This is a genomic window from Enterococcus sp. 125944, assembly GCF_051909435.1.
Classification (GTDB): domain Bacteria; phylum Bacillota; class Bacilli; order Lactobacillales; family Enterococcaceae; genus Enterococcus_D; species Enterococcus_D gallinarum.
In genome coordinates this window covers 100238-122245 of record NZ_JBQASY010000007.1, presented here as the reverse complement: position 1 = coordinate 122245, position 22008 = coordinate 100238, and the positions used below count along the sequence as shown (strand labels likewise).

Below are 22008 nucleotides of genomic sequence, written 5' to 3'. Positions count from 1 at the left end.
GCTTGATAATTGATCTGCTGATCAAAAACTATTTCTAAAGTTCAACCTAACAAACGATTACGGGAAACACAATAGTCAGCTATTTTCTTTTCATCTAGTGTGAAGCCCGCTCCCACACCAACAGGCACCTGAAGACAGCCATTTTTGATCTTCGCAGGTTCAGTGACGATGTCATCGTAAAAATAACGATCAGAAGCAGATAGATCACCAGGGAAGTGGAAGGGAGCTTGGCTGGCAAACTGCAGATTCAACGCTCGTCCCACTCCTGATTCGAACATTCCACCTAGCCAGACATCCAATCCATAATGTTGGCAGGCTGAAACAATTCGCATCGCTTCGGTGATTCCTCCCACTCGCGGAATTTTTAGATTGATTGCTCGGCAACTATCTAATGAGGCAACAACAGCGACATCTTCTGCAGTACGTATATCTTCATCTAAACATAGCGGCGTCTTTAACTGCTTCTGCAGACGGCGATGCCCCACTAGATCCCGGATCTTCAACGGTTGCTCGATCATTGCCAGCCCCAATTCATCTAATGCGAGAATCTTTTCCGGTTGATCTTCATAAGCGCCGTTCGCATCAGCCATCAGCACTAGCTCGGGAAAGGTTTCCCGAACGGCTGTCAACGGCTCTAAGTCGACTCCCGGCTTGATTTTGATTTTTACTCGCTGATATCCTTGCGCTACATAATCAGCGACTTGTGCGACTAGCTGTTCTGTGGATGCTTGAATCCCCACACTGACCCCTACAGCAAGCTTGTCTCTTGTTGTAGGATAAAAAGAGGTCAGACTGCAATGTTTTTGGCGGCCATATAAATCCCAAATCGCCGTTTCAACTGCTGATTTGGCCATAAAATTTCCTTGAACTGTTTGAAATAACGTCCAAACATCTCGCGGATGATCGATGTTTCCTGTCAGCAATGGGAATAAGAACTTGCTAATGACTTCTCGAGCTGAAGCCAACGTTTCTTCAATATAATCTGGTTGCTGAAAAGCCACCAATTCTCCAACACCTACGGTTCCGTCTTGGTCGGTCAGTACAAGCAGGTCAAATGCTTTTTCCGTCAAGCGACCATAACTCGCCTCAAAAGGCTGCCTCAATGGGAGTCGACAAGCAATCCGTTCTGCTTTGACGATTTTCATACGCGCTCTCCTTTTCCAATATCAGTGTGCGGTCAACCAAGCATGCACTTCATTTGCCACTACATCTGGACGTTCCAAATGCACGCAATGACCGGCTTTTGACACCGAGAGGATAGTCAACGCTGGTTGTTGCTGCTGCATTTTTTTAGCGATCAGGAAAAATTTTTCATCCCATTCCCCAGTGAGAACCAGAAATGGGCACTGAATGTCTGCCAAATTTTGCCAGAAGCTAGGTTGTGTTCCTGTTCCGCTATAGTACAAACTCATCGCCAAACCAAACGCCTGTTGGCTCAAACGCGTCGCTCGTACTTGCTGCTGTATTTCCTTTGGTAACCGTTTTTGACTAGCAAACAATGGCAGTTCTTGCCAATAATCAACAAAGTCAACCAGCGGTTGCTGAATCAATCGTATCGCCAAACGTTGATCATTGCGTCGGCGAAGACTGCGGGCAGATTCTGATTCCAGTCCCGGAGAGCCGCTCTCCATGATCAAGCCAGCGATCTTGTCTGGGAAAGCAACCGTCCATGCCAATGCCGTACGAGCACCCATTGAATAGCCATAAAGATAATAACGGTCAACCGTTAAACGATCCACCAATTCTGCCAGATCCGTTACCATCTGAATCATCTCATAGCGTGACGGGTGCACATGACTGGCGGAACCACCATGACCCAACAAATCGATTGCTAAGACATTGAAGGACGTTTCTTGAGCAAACACTGGGCGAAAAGAATCTGAAGTGCCAGTAAATCCGTGCAGAACTACGAGGGTCGGCAGATCAGCCAGATAAGGTCGATACCACTGATACAAATAGTTCACACCGTTAACGTTTATTTTCATTGGAGATCCTTTTCTGAAACTCCTGTTGCAACGCTTGCCAAGCGATCACAGGATCTTTTTGCAGGCCAACTACTTCAATGATCTGAAAACAAGGCGTCGTTAATGATTGCTCGATTTGGGAGGCAAAATCAGTCAAAGTTGCTGGAGCGTGCCATTTCGCGCCATAAAGTTTTGCAGCTTGCTGAAAGTCAAGATCCAACGGGGTGCCAAATAGCGGCACAAAGTCACTTTCTGACAAGGTATTTTGCGATAAGAAGGAAAAAATCCCCCCACCGTTATTATTCAGTAAAATGATCGTGACTGGCAGCTGATATTGTTTGAGCAATTGCAGCCCATTCATATCATGAAAGAAAGCTAGATCGCCAATCAATAAATAGGTCGGTTTTTGGCTGGCAGCTGCGATCCCAGCAACGGTCGATATCAACCCATCGATACCATTCACACCGCGATTGCCAAATACTTGGTAAGCACTACCTGTAACCGTTCCGTATCGATCAACAAAGCGGATCGCATTACTATTTGCTAAGAGCAATTGGGCATCATGTCCCAATGTTTGTTGCAAGATCCGTACAGCAGCAGTTTCATTCCACTCCGTTAAAGAATGAGTCGTTGCCAATGCTTCCTCAGCGACGGCTTGCAGCTTTTGCCATGGCTGAAACCATTCTGGTTGTGGTCTGCTAGGCAACTTGCTTACTTGCTCCACAAAATCCTCTATCGTAAGCTGTAGCAAAAAGGCTGAGCGATGCAATTGATCTTGCCACTGTCCAGATTCATCCACGAAAAGCCAGTCGATGCCTTCCGGCAGACCGCTTAACCAAAGCAAGACATTTTTGGTCACTGGCAAGCGACCAAAACGAATAACGACTTCGGGAATAAAGTCCGCATCTAGTTGTGGAAAAATCAAATCAGCCTGTGGGAGAAAATGAGCCGACGTTTCCCCGCAAGTGGCCAAATTTGTCAGTGGATCCCCCACTAGCGGCCAGCCAAGATGATTGGCAAGCGCATGCAGCGTTTCTGCTTCAGAAGGTGTCAAACTTTCACCCACCACTAGGAGCCCTTTTTTCATAAACAATGGTGCCAGTTCTGTCAATACAGCTGCAGGTAGCGATTGCTGTGTAGGGAGGTAAGCGATATTTTGTTGGATCGAACAAGTCCGCGTGAAGTCAGGCAGTAATGGTTCCCGCAAAGGAAAATTCAGGTGTACGGGACCACGTGGCTGCTTTAATGCTTCGATCGTTGTCGTGGCAGCCTGCCAAAAGCTGTACTTCAGCATGTTGGGTGTATTCTCCGGCACAGTCATTTCTACCATTTTTTTTACATGAGAAGCATACAGACTTTGCTGATCCATGGCTTGCGGTGCACCAACACCACGTAGTTCCGGTGGCCGATCAGCAGTTAAGACGATCAATGGCAAATTTGTGGCTTCCGCCTCACAAATTGCTGGATAGTAATTGGCTGCAGCAGTACCTGATGTACATAGTAAAAGTGTCGGCTGCAAATCGACTTTGGTCATTCCCAACGCAAAAAAAGCTGCTGAACGTTCATCGACATCGATCCAACAAGTGATTTCTGGATCCCGATGCAAAAGCAATGCCAACGGTGTCGACCGCGATCCGGGACTGATCACCGCTCGCTTTATTCCAGCGGCTTTAAACCCATGGATTGCTGCCAACAAGTAGTCAGTCATGACTTGCTGATTCATTCTCTATCACTCCTCTTAGCATAGGTTGGAATTTCAAGGCTGTCTCTTGGCGCTCTTCTTCTGCAACAGAATCGGCGACGATCCCGCATCCTGCGTAAAGGATGCCTTCTGTCCCATGAAAAACACCAGAACGAATCGCTACTGCAAATTCTCCGATATCTTCTTGGATACCTAGCCACCCGATTGGTCCACCATATAATCCCCGACGCGCAGGTTCGTGGTTACGAATCCATGCCAGCGCATCAGCTTTTGGCTCCCCACCTAGGGCTGGTGTTGGATGCAGCTTAGCCACTGCTTCTAAAAAAGAAACAGCGGGCTTCCGCTTGCCAGACAAAGGCACGAATAAGTGCTGAATGTCGCGATTCTTGATGATCGATCGCGCCTCTGAATGGAACCCTTCCGCCAATAAGGAAGACAACGCCTGCTCCAGGCGATTGACAACTACTTGATGCTCATGGGTATTTTTGGGATCAGTTAATAATGCATCAGCTATTTGCTGATCTTCTGCTGGTGTGTTGCCTCGAGGCGCAGACCCTGCAATGCTGACTGTCTCGAAATGACTGGCAGTCGCCTTTAACAAGCGCTCCGGTGTGGCACCAATAAACGAAACCTCGTCTTCAAAAGCAAAGAGATAGGTATTGGTTTGTTGCTCTGCAAGACGGGCCAACACCGCAAAGGAATCAATCTCCTTCTTAGTAGTGATTTTCATTCGCCGAGCTAAAACAACCTTCTCCAAAGGCGTTTTTGCAGAGCGGATCGCAGCGACTGTCTCATCGACCGCTTTTACCCATTGTGGTACGTCTAATTCTGTTTGCTGCAACAAACAAGCCCCTACAGGCTGTTGCGCTTGTTTTCCCCATTGCTCAACGAGTTGTTGTAAATCAGCAAACTGTCCGAACAGCGTTTCCACGTCATTCGTATCCTTCGCTTCGACGGTCAAGATCACACCATACACATCATTTATTTTTCTAAAAAGAATTTTCGGCAACACAAAAAGACCATTGCCGATTGTGCCCCATTCTGCTGCTCCTTGGCTTTGTTCATCAAAAGCAAAAGCCCCTAATAATGTAGCAGCCATTTGGTCCGTATTTGGTTGAAAATGCTGCTTTTTAAGGTTTCGACGCTGCCGCTCAAAACCAATCAATGATGGGTTCGCGTACCGTTTCACACTGCCGATACCCAAAAAACAGGTTGCTTGATCTGATGATCGCCAAAAATAACGTTCACCAATAAATTGACTGGCAGCAGCATATAACTGAACAAAATCACAAGGTGCAAGTGGGTAATAATGACTAAACACCTTTTTGCCAGCAGCTAATGCTTGTTGATACTCATTCTTTGATTTGCTGTTCAATGTAGTTCACTCTTTCTTCTGTCAGCAATACACGCTTTACTATTTTCCCGCTAGCGGTACGCGGCATTTCTTTTACTTGATAATAGCGACGGGGGTGTTTGTACCGAGCAAGCTGTGGGGTTAGATAGGCGATCAATTCTGGTAATGTAATCGGCTCTTTGAGTGTAAGATAAGCAACTGGCTCTTGTCCCCACACTCCACTTGGCTCGCCCACCACTGCCGCTTCTTCAATTGCAGGGTGGCTAACTAATGCCTGTTCAACTTCAGCTGGATAAATATTTTCGCCACCGGAAATAATCAATTCGCTCAAACGAGATACCACATACAAATACCCTTCAGAATCCAAATAGCCAAGATCACCGGTGGCAAACCAACCATCCTGCGTCCACTGCTCCAACCCGCGATCATTCAAATAGCACGTAACGATCGCAGGTCCTTGCAACTGGATTTCCCCCAGTTTTCCTTCTTTTTCGATAACAGATTCTTTCAAAGACTGCGACTGAATCCGCAAATTGACTTGGGCTAATGGTAATCCAGCAGAACCAATTTTTTCCTCGGCTTTATCTGGAGGCAAAGCAACGACTTGCGAACAAGTTTCAGTCATCCCATAGGATTGAATAACTGATAAGCACTTGTCTTGGCATTGCATCAAGACTGATCTGGCAATCGGACCACCACCTAAAAGAATATAGCGCAATGAAGGGTAACCATTGTCTCCAGTCAAAGGCAAAAGATCGGTCAGCATTTTGGTCACTAACGAGAGCACCGTTCCTTTACCAGCAGCTAGGTCTGATGCGATTTGCTGCGCATCGAATCGATCATATAATCGAACACTGATCCCTAAAACCAAGGAACGCAACAAAATTGATAAACCGCTAATATGATACAACGGAACGACACAACACCAGCAGTCGTCAGCAGTCACCGACAAGTTGATCTGCGTGGCTTGTGCACTGGCAAAATGATTGCCAAATGTTTGAGGCACTCCTTTGGGATTACCCGTCGTGCCAGAAGTGTACATGATCGATGCAACTTGTGTTTTTTGGTAAATCGAAATCGGCGCAGAAAAAAAACGTTCTTGCAATTTGCCAAAAGGCAGGAACTTGATTGTCGGCAAGGAAAGCGATCGATTGGTGACTACCCACTGACAGGCAGCATCGGTTAATTGAAAGTACAGCTCTTTTTCAGTCAATCGAGTGTTTAAGAACTGAATTTGTTTTCCTAATTCCCAAAGTGCCAAAATCGTGAAATACATCTCAGGAGAGTTATTGCTTAAAATCGCTACTCGCTCGATTGTTTGAGGAATCCGATGTTCATAATAGCAAGCATAAGCCGTGACTTCTTTTTGCAAGGCAGCAAACGACCAGCTTTTATCTTGCCAATAAAAAGCTGGTCGTTCTGGATGAAGTTGTGCTTGCCGTTGCAGCCAACTACCATTCATTAAGGGAATTTAGGGAATTGGTCGAAATTAGGCTGACGTTTTTCTTTAAACGCATCGCGGCCTTCTTTTGCTTCATCCATTGTGTAATACAATAAGGTCGCATCGCCAGCAAGTTGTTGGATTCCGGCTAGCCCATCTGTATCGGCATTCATTGAGGCTTTGATCATGCGCAAAGCCAATGGGCTTTTTTGCAGCATCGTTTCTGCCCATTCCATCGTCACATCTTCCACTTGATCAAGAGGAACGACTGTATTGATCCAGTTCATTGCTAAAGCTTCTTCTGCTGTATACTGTTTCGTCATAAACCAAACTTCTTTGGCTTTCTTGTGGCCAATCGTTCGAGCAAGATAGCCTGAACCGTAGCCACCATCGAAACTGCCGACATTCGGTCCTGTTTGACCAAATTTCGCATTATCTGCCGCGATCGTTAGATCACAAACCAGCTGCAGCACGTTTCCGCCTCCAATAGACCAACCTTTGACCATAGCGATCACCGGTTTTGGTAATGTCCGGATCAAACGTTGCAAGTCCAACACATTGAGACGAGGAACTTGATCTTCACCAACATAGCCGCCATGTCCGCGAACTTTTTGGTCGCCGCCAGAACAAAAAGCTTTGTCGCCAGCCCCTGTTAGAATGATCACACCAATGCCAGGTTCATCGCGACTGATTGAAAAAGCATCGATCATTTCAAACACCGTTTTCGGTGTAAAGGCATTGTGGACTTCTGGACGATTGATCGTGATCTTCGCCACTTTACCATGCTGTTCAAATAAAATTTCATCGTATTCTTTTAAGGTTTTCCATTCTCTCATTACAGGTTCCTCCTTATGTCACATGTTTCCATTATACACATTTCTGAGCGAATTTCGTTAGAAATTGCTTTCTGTCAAACGTTTGTTATAATCAAATCATCAAATTCTCAGAAAACGAGGAACTCTATGAACTTACTTGACTATTTAGGCATCCAGATCGAAGAAACAACCGCTACTCAGGTTCGGTTATCTTTAGTGGTCACCGATCAGCATAAACAACCTTTTGGTCTTCTGCACGGTGGTATCAATGCCGTCTTGATTGAAACAGCTTGTAGTCTGGGGGCAAATCAAGCCGTAGCTGAAGACCAATTTGCCGCCGCGATTGATCTACAAGTCAATCATTTAAAAGCGGTCAAACAAGGAACTGTTACTGTGGAAGCTGTCCCTGATCGAATCGGTGGAAAGATCCAAACTTGGCAAGCTACGATCAGACAATCCGATGGCACGAAAACGGCTGTCGGACGTTGTACATTAACTGCCGTCACCAAATAAAGGGACTGTGCCATAAGTCTCCTACAAGTAACACTAACCGAACATTAATGATTATTGCTCCTGCGGTGCAGGGACTCCTCGTCGCAAAAGTCAGAGGAATCTATCCTAGCAACAGACTATTATTCGGTTTAACTTGTTGGATACTGACTTATGGCACAGTCCCTTTTGATTGTCGAGCATTTCTTGATGAACGTTCTACTTCAACTTATTTCAAAACAATGGCGTCTCAATCGTCTCTACGATTTTGGCGCCAGACAGCTCATTGTAATAACGGACACCATCTGATTCAAAGATACCGATTTTTGTAATATTCTCCATTGCTGTTCGTGCTGCTTCTGCCGTTATCTCTTCATCAAAAACTTTTGGCTGCAATGTGTGTTTTTTGCCCTCGCTAGTCAAAAATAATGCATGAAGCTTTTTCATCGCTTTCTCTCCTTTCGTTATTTTACGTACTCATTCTGGATCGTTTCTACCACGCCAGCCAAAGACGCATTCTTAGAAAATCCTGCCATGGCTTCACCAAACGCTAACATCTTAGCCTCCTCTGGAGCATTCATGACTTGATTGACGGTCTGACTGACAGTTTTTTCTGCATCTGGTGCTTGGATTCGAATTGTCAGCCTTGTGGTGGTTTTGGTCTTCATCGCTTCTTTTCCTCCTCTATTGTATTTTGATTGCTTCGTAAGTGGCGCCCTTACATATCTATAAACGAATCAAATAAGCAAAAGTAAAAAATAAAATTGGTTTGACTCGCTCTTTTTTTACAGAAAGTGCTGCTTTCGTTATAATGAGGCTAAGAAAGTGAGGCTCTTCTATGAAAAAAAACCGTTTAATCCAATTTTTAGGAGGAAAAACCAGCTATTATGTACTGGGATTGATCATTCTCTGTGCGATCGCTGCTTTTTTACTTAAACAAATCTCGTTTCTTTTTGATCCTTTTTTTGTCATTATTTCTACTCTTATTCCACCATTTTTATTCGGCCTGATCTTGTATTATTTGTTCAATCCGTTAGTTGATCGCTTAGAAACGAAAAAGATTCCTCGCATTGTTTCCATTGGCGGGATCTATCTTCTGATTCTTTTAGTGATCGTTTTGGCTGGGTTTCAGCTTTATCCAATCATCCAAAAACAAACAACCGATTTGATCAATCAATTCCCAGATTTGATTGCTGATTTCGAGCGAAACGCTGACTCATTCCTAGCGAATACGCCATTTGGTGCTCAGATCGATCAGATCACGGATACTCTTCAAAAAGTTGCCAACAATATCATGGATTTCATTGGTGACTATTGGCAAACCGGTGCTGCAGGGCTTAGCAGTATCTTTTCGACGATCTCAACGTTGTTTATCGCATTGTTTACAGGACCGATCATTGCTTTTTTCTTACTAAGAAATCCAAACAAGTTTTATTATTCTCTCCTGTCAATCGTACCACCACGATTTCGTAAAGATTTCAACACGATCGTAAAGATCGCTGACCTACAAGTTGGTGCCTTTCTGAAAGGACAGATTATTTCTTCCTTTATTTTAGGCGGAATTTATTGGGTGATTTTTTTGCTGATTGGTTTAGAATATGCAAGTATCTTGGCGATCGCTGCCGGGATTTTATGTATCATTCCATATATCGGTCCATTTATCGTCTTCTTCCCGGCCCTTTTCATCGCAGCACAAGATTCAACAGGAATGCTGATCAAATTCCTGATTGCTTGGTTCGCCGTACAGCTGCTTCATGGTGACTTGGTCGTTCCTCGTGTAATGGGAGATCGTCTGCAGATCCATCCGATCACGATTCTCGTTGTTTTATTAGTTATGGGGGATTTGATGGGGATCGTAGGTGTCATTTTCGGAATACCGATCTACTGTCTCTTAAAAGTATTAGTGGTGTATGGATTCCGCAAATTCAAGCAACGGTACAATACCTATTACGGCGACGAAGGCAAGTATTTTCACAGTGAATTCACCAGTGAAGACTATTTAAAAGATGAGTAGTAAAAGAGAGAGAATCGCTTAAGCGCGGTTCTCTCTCTTTTCATTAAGTACACCAACGGTTAAATGGATCAAGCGGATTCTTTGTTTGTTTTGGCTACCCGCCAGCGTAAGACTGTTTTTGCTTTTTCTGGTGCTGTCTTTCGCGGATCTGACAGATAGATCTCACGATGCTGATAATTGCCCATCGTGGGAACAATTGATAGATCGTGGGCTTCGCAATAGTCTTGCATTTTCGCAAACGTTTCTGTTTCTGTGTCAAAAGGACCGATGTGACAAGCTTGCACGGACCAGCCTTCTTGGTATTCTTCGAAACGAATTCGTTCCAAAAAACGATTTTCTTTTTTCTTCATGATTTGTGTCAACTGTTCGGCGGCTAAATCAGCAGTTACTTGTTCCGGTTGCCGAATCATGATTTTATAGATCAACTCTTCTTTAGCAATCGGTCCTTGTGGTTTTTCAGGTAAAGTCCATACGCCTTCTAGCGGGTATACCGTATACTCAAAAGGCGTATTGCCGAAGGAGCCTTTTTTCAATCCCATGCGCAATCCATAGGCCATCATATAAAGTGCACTGATTTGCTCGGAAAATTCAGGACGGTTAGGATTTCCTTCGCCAGTCAACGTAATGAATTGATAAGCAGGCACTTCGATCAGCTGTGGTTCTTTTGGTAAATAGTAAGCTTTTTCTTGTTTTCGCCATTCATATTTCATTGTCCAAACTCCTTTTTTGTAAAGTGTACCACAAACAAAGAGATTGATTCATAAATAATCCAACCAGCGAATTTTTTTAGCTACTTTTTTGACGATCAGCTTTTTTGACGATCAGCTTTTTTGACGATCAGCTTTTTTGACGATCAGCTTTTTTGACGATCAGCCTTTTTGACTTTCAAAGCGGTCAGCAAATCGTTTTTCTAAGCGATGTTGGAGCGCTTCGATCCCGATACACAGCAACCAGTAAATGATCGCCACTAACACGTACATCGACATATAATCAAACGTCCGGCCGCCAACAATTTTGGCTTTTTGAAAAATGTCCGGGATCGTGATCATTGCCGCTAACGAGGTTCCTTTCAACAGGTCCATCGCGACATTGCTTAATGCTGGGACCGATATGCGAAATGCCTGAGGCAGAATGATCAACCGTAATGTTTTAGAAAAACTCAATCCCAGAGCATACGCTGCATCCCATTGCCCGCGATCCACTCCGGCGATCGATCCTCGATAAATTTCTCCAATAAAAGCACTGCTAGTCAAACTAAAACAAATAATGGCAGCTGTCAATGCGGGTAATTGATACGGCAATCCGAAATAGAGCAAAAACAACAGCACCAATGCGGGTACTCCTCGCAGAAAGGAAATATAGCCTCGAACGATCCTTCTTACCCAAGGGTTTTGAAGCATCCCCAGAAAAGTCAGCAATAAACCTAACGCATTTCCTGCGAGAAAAGAAGCAATGGCAATCCCTAACGTATAGGATAACCCTGTCAGTAAAAAAGGAAGCGACTCCCACATCAGTGAAAGATCAAGAGTTGGGATATACATTACTTTTCAACCTTTTGGATCTCTTTGTCAGATGGTACAGATACATCTGTTTGGAAGTATTTTTCGGAAATTTCTTTTAACGTCCCGTCTGCTTTCATCTCTTTTAAAACACGATCGACTTCGTCATGCAGTGCGTGGTTGTCTTTCGCAAAAAGAAAGCCTGTTTCGTTCGGATTGAAGTAGACATCTTCCAAGATTTTAACTGGAATATCTGGCAAAGCTGCCACCGACATCTTTTGCAGATAATAATCATTAAGGATCACATCGGTCCGTCCGTTTGCCACATCTGTCAGATACTGGTCATTCGTGGCATTATCATAGGTCACAAGTTTCGCACCATATTCTTCGGCTAACTTCATGTAGCTTGTATTGGGTTCTCCCGCTGCTTTTTTGCCTGCTAAATCATCTAGAGAGGCAATGCCAGAATCATCGCTTTTTCGCACGATCATACTATCAAATGAATACTTGATTGGTTCAGACAGACGAAACTTATCTCCACGGTCTCCGCTGAGACCGAAATCATTTGCGGCAAAGTCCGCTTCACCTCTAGTCAAGGACGCCACTTGTCCGTCTACATTGTATTCTTTGAACTGGATCGAAACACCCATCCGCTTGGCTACTTCTTTTGCAACGTCTACGTCATAGCCAACTAATTGATTGTCATCATTGTAATAAGAGGAAGGAAATAACGTACCTGACGTAGCAACAGTCAATTCTTTTGACTCTTGAACACGACTTAAACTATTGTCCTCTTTAGCCTTACTTCCGCAAGCACCTAACAACATCACAAAGGCACCTAGTACAACGATATTTTTCCACTTGTTTATTTTGATTGTTTCCATCTTTATCCCCCTAGAAAATCATTCTTGAACCGTCATTCATCGACAGTTATTTTTTGGGTAAATGAAATTGCTCCCATCGTTCAAACAATTCACCCACTTGAAAAAGTAAATCTTCACGGCCTTTTGATGCCATAAACTGAATTCCCAATGGCAAACCTTCCTCACTAACAGCTGTTGGAAGGCTGATTGCAGGTTGGCCCGTTAGATTGGCCAATTGCGTATAGGGCGTCAGTGCCAAACTTTTGTCGAACATCTGATAAATCAAGTCTCCGGCAGCAGCAGCTGTTCGTCTTTCTATCTCTTGCAGTTCGCGACGAATCGTATCACTTTGCAAATCCTCTTCAATCAATGGCGCCGTTTGTGCTGTTGCAGGGGTCAAAAACAACTCATAATCTGCAAACAAAGCTTCCATCGTTACTGCCAGCTGATCCCAATATTGCAATGCCTGGATATAATCGGCAGCCGCTAATTTTTTGCCATATTGGTACAGCCCCCAAGTCATCAGCTCCATATCTTTCTGTTCCACTGGTCGTTGCAGCATTGCCTCGATCTCGGCAAACATTGCTGCTGTCTCTCCACCATTCATACGATAATAGCTTGCCATCATCGTTTGACCGTCAACAGGATAACGGATTTCTGTAACCTGATGTCCTTGATCTTCCAAAAATGCGACAGCTTTCTTGACAGCTAAGACAGCAGTTTGTGAAACTGGACTCCCGGCTGGAGACTCGGTTGTGTACGCAACTCTCAGTGTTCGATTCTGACTGGGTCCATGATGTTTCCATTCGATTCTAGGTGCCTGATAGGGAGCCGCCGGTTGAGACGTTCGTAATCCATAAAACAAACGTTCCGTATCTCTCATAGAAAGCGTCAATGCAAAATTGATCGAAGCACCTTGCCAACTACGCCATTCTTGCGGTCCCACTGGCATAGTTCCTCGCGTCGGTTTTAACCCAATTAGTCCGTTGAAAGAAGCTGGGATACGAATGGAACCGCCTCCATCACTAGCAGCAGCTAATGGAAATAGTCCAGCCGCTACGACGGCCGCCGCTCCACCGCTGGATCCCCCTGCCGAATAGGCGGACTGCCACGGATTGCGTGTTGGACCGTACAATACTGGATCGGTAACATTTTTGAAACCAAATTCCGGGGCATTGGTTTGTCCCAAAGGAATCAATCCTAGCTGTTCCAGCCCGTTGACAAATGCACTCGTCTGCTCTGCTTTTGCATTTGCAAACAATGCAGCCGCCGATGTGGCCGGCCACCCCGCTTTACTTTGACCCAATATTTTAAGTGGTATTGGCAGCCCGCCGAATAAAGCCGCTTTTGTTTGCGGATTTTGTTCATACTGCTTAATTGCTGCTTGCCGATCAAAAGAAACAAGCGCATTTAACGTTGGCTCAACTTGCTGAATTTTTTCTTCGATCCTAGCTGTCAATTCCGAAAAACTGATTTTCTTCTGCGTTAATTGCTCTGCCCAATAGGTCGCATCTTCCATAAATCTCCCGCCTTTCATCGTAACAATTATAGCTTCTGTACTAAAAACAAAAAAAGCTTTTAATTAACAACCAATATACCAAACAGAGTGAAAAAGTTCAATACAAATATAACAGAATAACACTCTGTATTATCAAAAAGAAGCAATTTGTTTGATAGCGGTTCCCTTATTTTTCGCTACTCTTGTGTACATCACACAGGGGGGTTCTACAGCATGGAAATCGTTCCCAAAAAAACTGTGCCATCCGTCAGACATACGTAACCCCGAAGAAAAGAGAGGCCGTTTAATGGCCTCTCTGGTTCTTTCGGGTATCCTGTCTTTAAGTAACGGATGTCACAGCATTCAAGTGTGTTAAACTAAATGATTTTTTTCAAGGATTTCGCCGATATAGGTATCTTTCGTCTTCTTAACAAATCCTTCTACTAATTTGCGTTCGATAAATGGCAGCTCCATCTCAGTCAATTTTTTCTTGTCCGATAAATAGTAAATCGCATTGGCCAATGTACGCAGATCATAGGCGGAAGCAAAGACTTCTGGAACGCCTCGTTCAATAGCTAACAATTGGTAGACAGCTTCCATCGCCGTTCGTACAGAATATTCAGTCGTAAAGACGGTATCACGTTGCGTTTCGGCAAAGTTGCCGATGAAGGCTAAGTTTCGTGAACCATTCGGTATCACAAGCGGACGATCTCCAGGTTCCCGCAACATGAAGTAAGAAGTGATGAAAGGCATATACACAGGGATCGCTGAACATGATTCATTAGAGATCCGTAGAATTTCATCTTCTGGAACACCTAAGTGATACAATAGTTCTTGAACGATTTCTTGTCCGGAACAGTGTTCAATCGGTTTTTTGATATAATTTCCTGGTGTATTAGACAATAGACCATAAACCCAAGTCACCGTTTGTTGATCGCCTTGCTCTTTGAAATGAGGTTGACGATGGGTCGCAAAACTCATCAGCCAATTTGAATCTTTGATGGTGACGATCCCACCGGTCACTACTCTTCCTGTCCGTAATTTCCGTTTTGTCAAACGAGAAATATAAGGTTCAATATCAAAGTTTTGCCATGTGACTGTCGCTGATACAAACCAGCTTTCTGCTGGCAGATTGTCATAAAAGACTTCTGGGCGACCAAATTCAGGAGATTGAGCAGCCAAGTTCTTCCAAAGATTCCAACTGCCGCCTAATTCATGAGTAATAGGGGCAGGCGTATGGTGATCCCCTTCAGTCGAACTCTCCGTGATTGAGCCGTTTGTTACAAACACCAGATCATCTGCTGTCAAAGTGATTTCTTGGGCTTTGCCATTTCTCATCAGTGTGATACTTTGGGCGATTTTCTCTCCTTCAGTGATCTTCACGTCAATATTCATGACTTTGGTTTCATATTGGAAATCGACACCTTGTGCATCAAGGTAAGCTAATAATGGTTTAACTAACGATTCATATTGATTGTAACGAGTAAATTTCAAAGCCGTGAAATCAGGCAATCCATCGATATGGTGAATGAATCTTAAAACATATCTACGCATTTCGATGGCAGAATGCCATTTTTCAAAAGCAAACATCGTACACCAATAAAGCCAAAAGTTTGATTCAAAGAACTCGTCTCCAAAAACATCCTCGATCCGTTTGCCAACAAGCTGATCTTCTGAAGTCATAAATAGTTGGACCAACTCTTTTTGGGCTGCTGCTGATAAAGTGAATTCTCCGTCATCTGCTGCTCGTTGGCCACGATCATGAATGATCCGACAATTGGATGAGTTTGGATCGTCATGATCCAACCAATAAAATTCATCTAAGACGGAGGCATCTTCTACCTCCAATGATGGAATCGAACGGAATAAATCCCATAAACATTCAAAATGATTTTCCATTTCACGGCCGCCTCGAGTGACAAAGCCATCATGAGGAATAAATTTGCCGTCGAGTGAGCCGCCTGAAAGAGACAGCTCCTCCAGCACATGGATTTTCTTTCCCTCCATGTGTCCGTCACGAATCAAAAAGACTGCTGCTGCTAATCCAGCTAATCCGCCACCAACAATATAGGCCTGTTTCTTTTCGACATCTTTCGGTTTTCTGCTTCTTGCAAAAGCTTCATAATTTCCGTTTGTATATCTCATATGATCCCCTCCTAATATTGGTACGAATCCATGGTAGCAGTATCTTCTATTTGTGACAAAAATAACAACCGCTATTTTTCACAGATTTAGACAAATAAAGTCGTTTGTCCAAAAGTGCAAAGAATAGCAGCACTTCGTTGCCTTGTTCTAATTAAAAAAGACGGTCCCATAAACAGTCAACAAACAGACGGAACGACCGGATCTAAACAAAACCCGATAAATTCTAACGATCGCAACTGCTGCTATAGTACCTAGGCACTCTCACAGTTTCCAAGACGCGGCAGCCACTTTCTCTCATTTACAATGTCCGTTTATTTTCACTCATGGCACAGTTCTCTGTAGCGGAACAACAATCGATTACTTTTTTGCTTATTCATCTGATATAAGCCATCTATTTATGCCCGTTAAGCCAAACCAAATAGACTTCTAGCAATGATGCCCTAATTTGAGCACCTGACTTTAGCGGCTTTGCTCGTTTCTACAAATCAGCTGCGCCCAATCTGCATGCGTTCAGAAGTATCGATTTTTAATAAACTGCAAATCAGTGGTGCCAACTCTAATTGATTCATTTTTTCGATCCCACAGTCTGGCGGAAAAATATCTGAAAAAATATAGAGGGGGACTTCGCGATGAGCAGCCATGCTTCCGCCATGCAACCCATATTCATCCATCCCGTGGTCCGCAGTAACAATCACTTGATAACCTGCAGCCAACCAATCGTGCAAATACAGGCCAATCAATTGGTCTGCTTGGTTGACGGCTTTTCGGTATTCTTTTGAAACAGCCGTATAACGATGTCCCGCGGCATCGATATTCATGGAATGTATCAGTAACAAATTCGGCTGATACGTGTGCAGTAAATAATGTCCATCTGCAAACACATGTGAATCGGGATACTGGTTTTCACTATAAAAGATTCCATGTTGGATACTTTTTTTGTGGTCGTGTTGAATACGATCTCGTTTGATTTCATAAGGTGCTTGATTGAATAATTCACTTTGCCAATAATGTGCTGCAGCTGCAGTACTTCCGCCGGCAGCTTTGACAAGATCAAAAATCGAGAGTTCTTTGGAATGTTGACCATCAGCATTGGTCAGAATCCCATTCCGGTAGCTTGGTACACCAGTAGCCAACACTTCATACAATGGCCGAGAACTGCTAGGCATTTCAGCATGGACTTTGATCAGTTGTGCTTGTTTATAATCCACATGATGATTCAAGATCCCCATCTGTTCAACCGCGGTATCGTATCGGCAGCCATCCAAAACCAGTAAAAGCAGCTTTTCGGTTATTTGCGATTTAATGGACATAGCTTGTCACCCCCATCTGTCGGTCTTTGCTGATTCTCAAAAGCCATTTCCTAATTACTATTATAGCTAGCCCATTTAGCATCTTTTTCTTAGCAAGTCCACGTTGGAACCGGATACTTTTTTGAGGATCCAAAATCCGTTTGCTTTTGGAGGTGTTTCGTTTACAATCCCTTGCAGGGATATGGGGCAGTCTCTTTTCAATAAGTACCTTTAGCCTATCATGATTCATCTTTTCACCTCATTACTCATTTACTCCATCCTATCAAGCAATCGTTAACATCCAGTAAGCGTTATGAAAAGTTCATGTTAAGTTGGTAAACTTTTGCCTAACACAATAAAGGGCTCGTAAGTGTCCCCCCTTAAAAAAGCGACAAAAAAGAGCCAAATCATCACTTTGATGGCTTGGCTCTCACAGGAAAAATTTATTTTTTCAGTCTTTCTCATATCAATAAATAAATATTGACTTTTATTGACAAATCTCACAGAATTCTGTTATCTTTTCACGTTTTTCTAATAAAACACTTGCATTTTTTCATTAAATATGGAAACGTTCCCTTGATTTATACCCTCGCTTTCTATAAAATAAAAGCGAATAGAAACCAAAAAAGGCACCCCATCCCTTAGCGGCAACTAAGGAATAGGGCCTTGATTTGTCAGCAGCAACTGACCATCAAGTTTGCCATAGTCAATGCAGTACATCAACGTGTTTATTGTACCCAATTTTCTGGGTGATTTCTACCTCTTTTTAGGTAAATCAACACGCTTTGGTCTGCTTATTTCACTATGACAAAGGTATTGGGCAGGATCGTCCGATACCTCTTTTTTATATATATCCTTTTTTAAATTTGGGCGCTTAGCGATCAGATGTAAGTTGTCCCGTTCGATCCTGTCCCCTTTTTCCAGCGACGTTTCATGATTATCTTCCAAGGGGGAGTGAGGATAGTACGTGTGAACGTCGCTATTCAGACAAAGGTTGCCTCGGTTTCTATTCCATAAAAAAACAATCGATCATCTGACCGATTGTTTTTTTGTCCACGCAGTGGTTATTTATATTTTTCTTCTAATTTACTCATCCAAGCTCCTAACCAGTACCCTAAAACAAACAGTATCACACCGCTGACCGCAGTCAGCCAAGTAAATCCGCTATAATCAGCCACTGGTGGCAAGACGATTAATACTGTTGATGCAATCACAATTCCCAAAATAAAGTGATAGACTTTCGAATGATAATGCTCCAAGAGCCACTCCATCAATTTTGAGAACAGCAGCATCACGAGTAGACCACCAATTGCGATCGGCAAGAAGACGCCTAAAATGTCGAACCCCTTGAAGCCTTTCAACATCGGATCATACAAACCTAATACGAGCAATAAGTTAGATGGGCTTAATCCAGGCACCAACACACCTAATGCAATCAATCCGCCGGCCAAAACAAATCCTAAAAAGTTTGCTGGGATCGTTCCTAGAATATCACCCATGAAATAAAGAAATAAGAAACCGATGATCATTGTACCAAAGAACCAAAACAGATCCCCCATAGTTCGTTTGCTTTTAAGAGTCGATTCTTTTGCAAGTGCAGGCAATGTACCAATAATGGCTCCGGCAAATCCCCATAAGACGACAATCTGATAATTTTGCAGCAGCCATTCTAACGGTTTCGATAAAAGCCCGATCCCAACGATCCCGCCGATCCCTACTGGCAAGAAAAAGAGCAGATTTTCTTTGAAGTTTTTCGTTAAATGTGCCATAAAACGCAGCATTCGTTCATAGATCCCTAAAATTGCTGCTAGAACTCCACCGGAGACCCCCGGCAAAATAAATCCTAAAGCAATAACGACTCCTTTTAAAAATCGTGATAATACACTTTCAGTTTTTTGTTGTCCCATTCTTGTCTCCTTCATCTGTCACCATAATTTTCATTTTTTAGTTAGTCATTTACTACTATACTGGAAGCTCTATTAATTGAAAAGGAATTTTCATCCTCCTCTTGCTCCCTCTTTCGAAGTCACTAATGGCATCTCTCATCAACAGGTTTTCGACTTTGATTTTTCAACAACAACGAATCGAAGAAGAGTGACTCTCTTCATATTTGTTTTTCCATTAAATAATCGGTCTGTTCATCATCCCCCATGAAGAAAGAATGACTGCCTACTCGTCGAAAGCCCATCTTGTTATAAAAAGCCAATGCATTGGCATTGTGTTCCCATACGCCTAACCACAAAGACGTCTTTTGTTTTGCCTTGGCAAACTCTTCCGCAAAAGACAACAATTGCTGACCATAGCCGCGGCGTTTGTAGTCACTTCGGATGTAGATCCGCTCAACTTCAAGTCCCTCTGGTGCAATCGGCTCAGTTTGAGCTGTTCCCCAATTAAGCTTTAGATAACCAGCAATTGCTTCTTCTTGCAAAAAGAAAAAAGCAGACTGAGGATTTTTCAGTTCTTTGTGCAACTTTTCTGAATGATAAGCAGCCTCTAAATAAGCTTGCATATTTTCTTCCGTATTATATGGCGCAAATGTGTCCTGATACGTCTCAATACTGATGGCTTTCAACTCAACAAGGTCAGCCGGTGTACATTGGATAATTCCCATGATAAACTCTCACTCCGATCCATTTCATTTCGTTCTATTGTGGCATAATTCATTGCCAAAGACAATAAAAAATAGTTCGTCAGCAGGCGCCCATTCAACTGTTGCTGGGATTCTGCTTGACGAACTATCGGATCAGTAAAAAACTATTTATAGCCAAGATCCGGAAAATTGGTGGATCACCATAGTAGTTGGATCTTCCTCAACTTCGCCGGTAATATAACTTTTTGGCGAGAAAGTCATTTGCGGGAAAATTTCTACCCCTTTAACCGTTTGACGCTGATTGTTTAGTTGCAGACCATATTCCTGCAACAATTCAGTGACTCGAATGACGTTGGTTACCACATCTTCCGTTTTTTCTGCTCGCACAAATTCACGATCATCATAGTCATGATACCATTCTTCCATGAAAGGATGATGGGGCACTGCACCGATGATACCGGTGGAAATTTTGGTTTCGATCTCAAATCCCATAAATGCCTCATAGTTTAATAGATCATCTAATGGTTTCACCACTTCGACATCGGTATCCATATAAATACCGCCTTCTGTCACTAATGCATACAAACGAACAACGTCAGAAACAAAGGCCCATTCTTCTTGTTCATAGGCTTCTTGTAAGTAAGAACCAAATTTTGAAAGATCGATCGTTGATTCATCCCAGCGTTTGATTTCATAGTCTGGGCAAAATTTGCGCCAGGTTTCGATATATTTCTGTTCGCTTTCCCCTAATTCATTGCCCCCAAACCAGCAATAATGAATGATTTTTGGAATCATTTTACCCTCTCCTTTTTGATTTCGTTAATTTAAGTGTACAGGGTTTTCTCTCCTTTTCAAAATCATATACACTGTTCCTATCAAATAAATCGTAGCAGTTCGTTCTTGATACCGGTGATTTCCTATAATCAACCCAGATACAAAAAAGCCCTAAAAAAAGCCCCGCTGCCGTGGCTTTCAAAGGTTTCAGTTCTTTGAATTTCTGGCTGCGTGCGGCAGAGGAAGGCTCTTTTTATTACTATTTTTTATTACATATAATGATTGTCCCGTAGTTTCGCTTGGCGAATATCTGCAATCGTTTGAGTCCCTGCTAATTGCATTACCATCTCTAATTCTTTTTTGAAGAAATCGAACACTTGCTGAACGCCTGTTGAACCGCCTAACGCTAATCCGTAAATCACTGGACGTCCAATCGCCACTAGATCAGCACCAGAGGCGATTGCTTTAAAGACGTGCTGCCCACGGCGAACACCGCTGTCAAAGACGATCGGAACTCTGCCAGCGACGGCATCTGCTACGATCTGTAAAGAATCAAAAGCAGCTGGTCCACCATCTAACTGACGGCCACCATGATTTGAGACCCAAATCCCTTGTGCTCCAGCATCTAACGCACGTGCTACATCTTCTTCTGATTGAACCCCTTTGACATAAACAGGTAAGTCAGATTCCTTCGCAATGAACGCCACATCTTGAGGACTCAGTTTTTGTTTGGAGGAGCCATATACCGCATCCATTGTTTGTCCGATTCCAGACTGATAAGCTTGCACAATTGGCATAGCCAATGGAAAGGTAAAGCCGTTACGGCGATCCGTTTCTCGGTTGCCACCAACTGTGGCATCCGCCGTTAAAACAATCGCTTTGGCACCATTGCGTTTCGCCATCGACAAAATATCCCGATTGATGCCATCATCTTTGCTCATATAGAATTGAAACCACTGAGGTGCTTGTTCTCCGCCGGCTGCCCGAATTTCTTCTAGCGTACAGGAAGCATAAGAACTAGCTGTGTAAATTGTACCGAAGCGCGCAACTCCTTTTGCCGAGGCTTTCTCCGCATTGACATTGGCCAAGCCATGAGCGGCCACCGGAGCCATGATGATCGGTGCATTTAATGTATCACCGGAAAAAGTAGTCCTGGTGTCTGGTAATTCAATGTCTTTGAGGACATGAGGAATAATCAGCTTATGATTGAATGCGCGTTCATTTTCTCGATAAGTGAAGGTATCTCCCGCACCGCTAGAGATGTAGCCATAGCCTCCTTTGGGAATCACTTCTTTTGCTGCCTCTTCTAAATCACGCATGTTGATAAAATCGACTGCGCCTTCTGCCGTACTTGCTTGATAAATTTTTTCCATCCCTATCCCTGCTCTCCAATAAGATAACGTTTACAATATTATGTTACGCTTGTTTGGTCAACCAAGCAACTGATTCGCTCCAACGCTGGTAGTCACTCTTTTTTGATCACTCTCAAGCTGATTGACGTATTCTCCAGGAGAGCCACGAAGGTTTTTCACAAAGAGAAGCCTTTGCAGCAACCTTTCGGACTTTTTTTC

The 22008-nt window shown here is 43.4% G+C and carries 20 protein-coding genes; 2 read left to right on the top strand and 18 right to left on the bottom strand.

The window, feature by feature from the left end:
* Nucleotides 1–41 precede the first annotated feature (41 nt).
* The 6 genes from menC to menB are packed head-to-tail and all read right to left on the bottom strand — an operon-like array spanning nucleotide 42 to nucleotide 7297.
* Nucleotides 42–1145, bottom strand: a complete 1104-nt coding sequence (gene menC / locus ACTFWY_RS08320; protein WP_439927176.1) for an o-succinylbenzoate synthase — start codon at nucleotides 1143–1145, stop codon at nucleotides 42–44.
* A gap of 21 nt (nucleotides 1146–1166) precedes the next feature.
* Complete coding sequence (menH, locus tag ACTFWY_RS08315; RefSeq protein ID WP_208774711.1) at nucleotides 1167–1985, bottom strand: 2-succinyl-6-hydroxy-2,4-cyclohexadiene-1-carboxylate synthase; 819 nt, start codon at nucleotides 1983–1985, stop codon at nucleotides 1167–1169.
* Complete coding sequence (gene menD, locus ACTFWY_RS08310) at nucleotides 1969–3687, bottom strand: 2-succinyl-5-enolpyruvyl-6-hydroxy-3-cyclohexene-1-carboxylic-acid synthase (RefSeq protein WP_208774709.1); 1719 nt, start codon at nucleotides 3685–3687, stop codon at nucleotides 1969–1971. Before menD ends, menH begins: the two co-directional genes overlap by 17 nt.
* Nucleotides 3665–5041, bottom strand: a complete 1377-nt coding sequence (locus ACTFWY_RS08305) for an isochorismate synthase (protein WP_439927173.1) — start codon at nucleotides 5039–5041, stop codon at nucleotides 3665–3667. The genes menD and ACTFWY_RS08305 overlap by 23 nt, the downstream gene beginning before the upstream one ends.
* A complete protein-coding gene (gene menE / locus ACTFWY_RS08300; protein WP_176333192.1) occupies nucleotides 5019–6482 on the bottom strand; it encodes an o-succinylbenzoate--CoA ligase in 1464 nt (487 codons plus the stop codon). The genes ACTFWY_RS08305 and menE overlap by 23 nt, the downstream gene beginning before the upstream one ends.
* Complete coding sequence (menB, locus tag ACTFWY_RS08295; RefSeq protein ID WP_003127527.1) at nucleotides 6482–7297, bottom strand: 1,4-dihydroxy-2-naphthoyl-CoA synthase; 816 nt, start codon at nucleotides 7295–7297, stop codon at nucleotides 6482–6484. Before menB ends, menE begins: the two co-directional genes overlap by 1 nt.
* A 126-nt stretch (nucleotides 7298–7423) precedes the next feature.
* Here menB and ACTFWY_RS08290 point away from each other — a divergent pair, with 126 nt between their 5' ends.
* Entirely contained in the window at nucleotides 7424–7789 is a 366-nt protein-coding gene (locus tag ACTFWY_RS08290; RefSeq protein WP_003127525.1) for a PaaI family thioesterase, read from the top strand.
* Between the two features lie 210 nt (nucleotides 7790–7999).
* Here the strand turns inward: ACTFWY_RS08290 and ACTFWY_RS08285 are convergent, their stop codons facing one another.
* Together ACTFWY_RS08285 and ACTFWY_RS08280 are read right to left on the bottom strand one after the other, a co-directional pair.
* Entirely contained in the window at nucleotides 8000–8212 is a 213-nt protein-coding gene (locus ACTFWY_RS08285) for a DUF2922 domain-containing protein (protein ID WP_003127524.1), read from the bottom strand.
* 17 nt (nucleotides 8213–8229) lie between these two features.
* Nucleotides 8230–8433, bottom strand: coding sequence for a hypothetical protein (locus ACTFWY_RS08280; protein WP_003127523.1), 204 nt, complete (start codon nucleotides 8431–8433; stop codon nucleotides 8230–8232).
* 170 nt (nucleotides 8434–8603) lie between these two features.
* Here ACTFWY_RS08280 and ACTFWY_RS08275 point away from each other — a divergent pair, with 170 nt between their 5' ends.
* The gene (locus ACTFWY_RS08275; RefSeq protein WP_005471785.1) at nucleotides 8604–9779 is read left to right on the top strand and encodes an AI-2E family transporter; all 1176 of its coding nucleotides are present in this window, start codon (nucleotides 8604–8606) and stop codon (nucleotides 9777–9779) included.
* 68 nt (nucleotides 9780–9847) lie between these two features.
* Here ACTFWY_RS08275 and ACTFWY_RS08270 read toward each other — a convergent pair whose 3' ends face one another.
* The 10 genes from ACTFWY_RS08270 to ACTFWY_RS08225 all read right to left on the bottom strand — a co-directional run bounded on the left by ACTFWY_RS08270 (nucleotide 9848) and on the right by ACTFWY_RS08225 (nucleotide 21810).
* Nucleotides 9848–10489 (bottom strand): GyrI-like domain-containing protein, encoded by a 642-nt coding sequence (locus ACTFWY_RS08270; RefSeq protein ID WP_005471783.1) that lies wholly within the window; start codon nucleotides 10487–10489, stop codon nucleotides 9848–9850.
* Nucleotides 10490–10648: 159 nt separating this feature from the next.
* Complete coding sequence (locus ACTFWY_RS08265) at nucleotides 10649–11320, bottom strand: amino acid ABC transporter permease (RefSeq protein ID WP_176333195.1); 672 nt, start codon at nucleotides 11318–11320, stop codon at nucleotides 10649–10651.
* Nucleotides 11320–12162: a transporter substrate-binding domain-containing protein gene (locus ACTFWY_RS08260; RefSeq protein ID WP_439926891.1), complete on the bottom strand. Its 843-nt coding sequence runs from the start codon at nucleotides 12160–12162 to the stop codon at nucleotides 11320–11322. The genes ACTFWY_RS08265 and ACTFWY_RS08260 overlap by 1 nt, the downstream gene beginning before the upstream one ends.
* Before the next feature lie 46 nt (nucleotides 12163–12208).
* Nucleotides 12209–13660 (bottom strand): amidase, encoded by a 1452-nt coding sequence (locus ACTFWY_RS08255; RefSeq protein WP_103300629.1) that lies wholly within the window; start codon nucleotides 13658–13660, stop codon nucleotides 12209–12211.
* A 351-nt stretch (nucleotides 13661–14011) separates the two neighbouring features.
* Complete coding sequence (locus ACTFWY_RS08250; protein WP_138371611.1) at nucleotides 14012–15784, bottom strand: oleate hydratase; 1773 nt, start codon at nucleotides 15782–15784, stop codon at nucleotides 14012–14014.
* A gap of 485 nt (nucleotides 15785–16269) precedes the next feature.
* Nucleotides 16270–17088: an alkaline phosphatase family protein gene (locus ACTFWY_RS08245; protein WP_029487204.1), complete on the bottom strand. Its 819-nt coding sequence runs from the start codon at nucleotides 17086–17088 to the stop codon at nucleotides 16270–16272.
* Nucleotides 17089–18137: 1049 nt separating this feature from the next.
* The gene (locus ACTFWY_RS08240; RefSeq protein WP_003127514.1) at nucleotides 18138–18980 is read right to left on the bottom strand and encodes a DUF368 domain-containing protein; all 843 of its coding nucleotides are present in this window, start codon (nucleotides 18978–18980) and stop codon (nucleotides 18138–18140) included.
* A gap of 197 nt (nucleotides 18981–19177) precedes the next feature.
* Complete coding sequence (locus ACTFWY_RS08235; protein WP_005471780.1) at nucleotides 19178–19684, bottom strand: GNAT family N-acetyltransferase; 507 nt, start codon at nucleotides 19682–19684, stop codon at nucleotides 19178–19180.
* Nucleotides 19685–19831: 147 nt separating this feature from the next.
* Nucleotides 19832–20458 carry a glycosyltransferase family 32 protein gene (locus ACTFWY_RS08230; RefSeq protein ID WP_219645188.1) on the bottom strand — a complete coding sequence of 209 codons (627 nt, stop codon included), beginning with the start codon at nucleotides 20456–20458 and terminating at the stop codon, nucleotides 19832–19834.
* A 248-nt stretch (nucleotides 20459–20706) separates the two neighbouring features.
* Nucleotides 20707–21810, bottom strand: coding sequence for an alpha-hydroxy-acid oxidizing protein (locus ACTFWY_RS08225; RefSeq protein ID WP_171917666.1), 1104 nt, complete (start codon nucleotides 21808–21810; stop codon nucleotides 20707–20709).
* Between the last annotated feature and the right edge of the window lie 198 nt (nucleotides 21811–22008).

What these genes read in the sequence shown, in the direction of transcription:
- menC (WP_439927176.1), bottom strand. Translation starts at nt 1,145, where the DNA reads ATGAAAATCGTCAAAGCAGAACGGATTGCTTGTCGACTCCCATTGAGG.
- menH (WP_208774711.1), bottom strand. Translation starts at nt 1,985, where the DNA reads ATGAAAATAAACGTTAACGGTGTGAACTATTTGTATCAGTGGTATCGA.
- menD (WP_208774709.1), bottom strand. Translation starts at nt 3,687, where the DNA reads ATGAATCAGCAAGTCATGACTGACTACTTGTTGGCAGCAATCCATGGG.
- menE (WP_176333192.1), bottom strand. Translation starts at nt 6,482, where the DNA reads ATGAATGGTAGTTGGCTGCAACGGCAAGCACAACTTCATCCAGAACGA.
- menB (WP_003127527.1), bottom strand. Translation starts at nt 7,297, where the DNA reads ATGAGAGAATGGAAAACCTTAAAAGAATACGATGAAATTTTATTTGAA.
- ACTFWY_RS08290 (WP_003127525.1), top strand. Translation starts at nt 7,424, where the DNA reads ATGAACTTACTTGACTATTTAGGCATCCAGATCGAAGAAACAACCGCT.
- ACTFWY_RS08285 (WP_003127524.1), bottom strand. Translation starts at nt 8,212, where the DNA reads ATGAAAAAGCTTCATGCATTATTTTTGACTAGCGAGGGCAAAAAACAC.
- ACTFWY_RS08280 (WP_003127523.1), bottom strand. Translation starts at nt 8,433, where the DNA reads ATGAAGACCAAAACCACCACAAGGCTGACAATTCGAATCCAAGCACCA.
- ACTFWY_RS08275 (WP_005471785.1), top strand. Translation starts at nt 8,604, where the DNA reads ATGAAAAAAAACCGTTTAATCCAATTTTTAGGAGGAAAAACCAGCTAT.
- ACTFWY_RS08270 (WP_005471783.1), bottom strand. Translation starts at nt 10,489, where the DNA reads ATGAAATATGAATGGCGAAAACAAGAAAAAGCTTACTATTTACCAAAA.
- ACTFWY_RS08265 (WP_176333195.1), bottom strand. Translation starts at nt 11,320, where the DNA reads ATGTATATCCCAACTCTTGATCTTTCACTGATGTGGGAGTCGCTTCCT.
- ACTFWY_RS08260 (WP_439926891.1), bottom strand. Translation starts at nt 12,162, where the DNA reads ATGGAAACAATCAAAATAAACAAGTGGAAAAATATCGTTGTACTAGGT.
- ACTFWY_RS08255 (WP_103300629.1), bottom strand. Translation starts at nt 13,660, where the DNA reads ATGGAAGATGCGACCTATTGGGCAGAGCAATTAACGCAGAAGAAAATC.
- ACTFWY_RS08250 (WP_138371611.1), bottom strand. Translation starts at nt 15,784, where the DNA reads ATGAGATATACAAACGGAAATTATGAAGCTTTTGCAAGAAGCAGAAAA.
- ACTFWY_RS08240 (WP_003127514.1), bottom strand. Translation starts at nt 18,980, where the DNA reads ATGGGACAACAAAAAACTGAAAGTGTATTATCACGATTTTTAAAAGGA.
- ACTFWY_RS08235 (WP_005471780.1), bottom strand. Translation starts at nt 19,684, where the DNA reads ATGGGAATTATCCAATGTACACCGGCTGACCTTGTTGAGTTGAAAGCC.
- ACTFWY_RS08230 (WP_219645188.1), bottom strand. Translation starts at nt 20,458, where the DNA reads ATGATTCCAAAAATCATTCATTATTGCTGGTTTGGGGGCAATGAATTA.
- ACTFWY_RS08225 (WP_171917666.1), bottom strand. Translation starts at nt 21,810, where the DNA reads ATGGAAAAAATTTATCAAGCAAGTACGGCAGAAGGCGCAGTCGATTTT.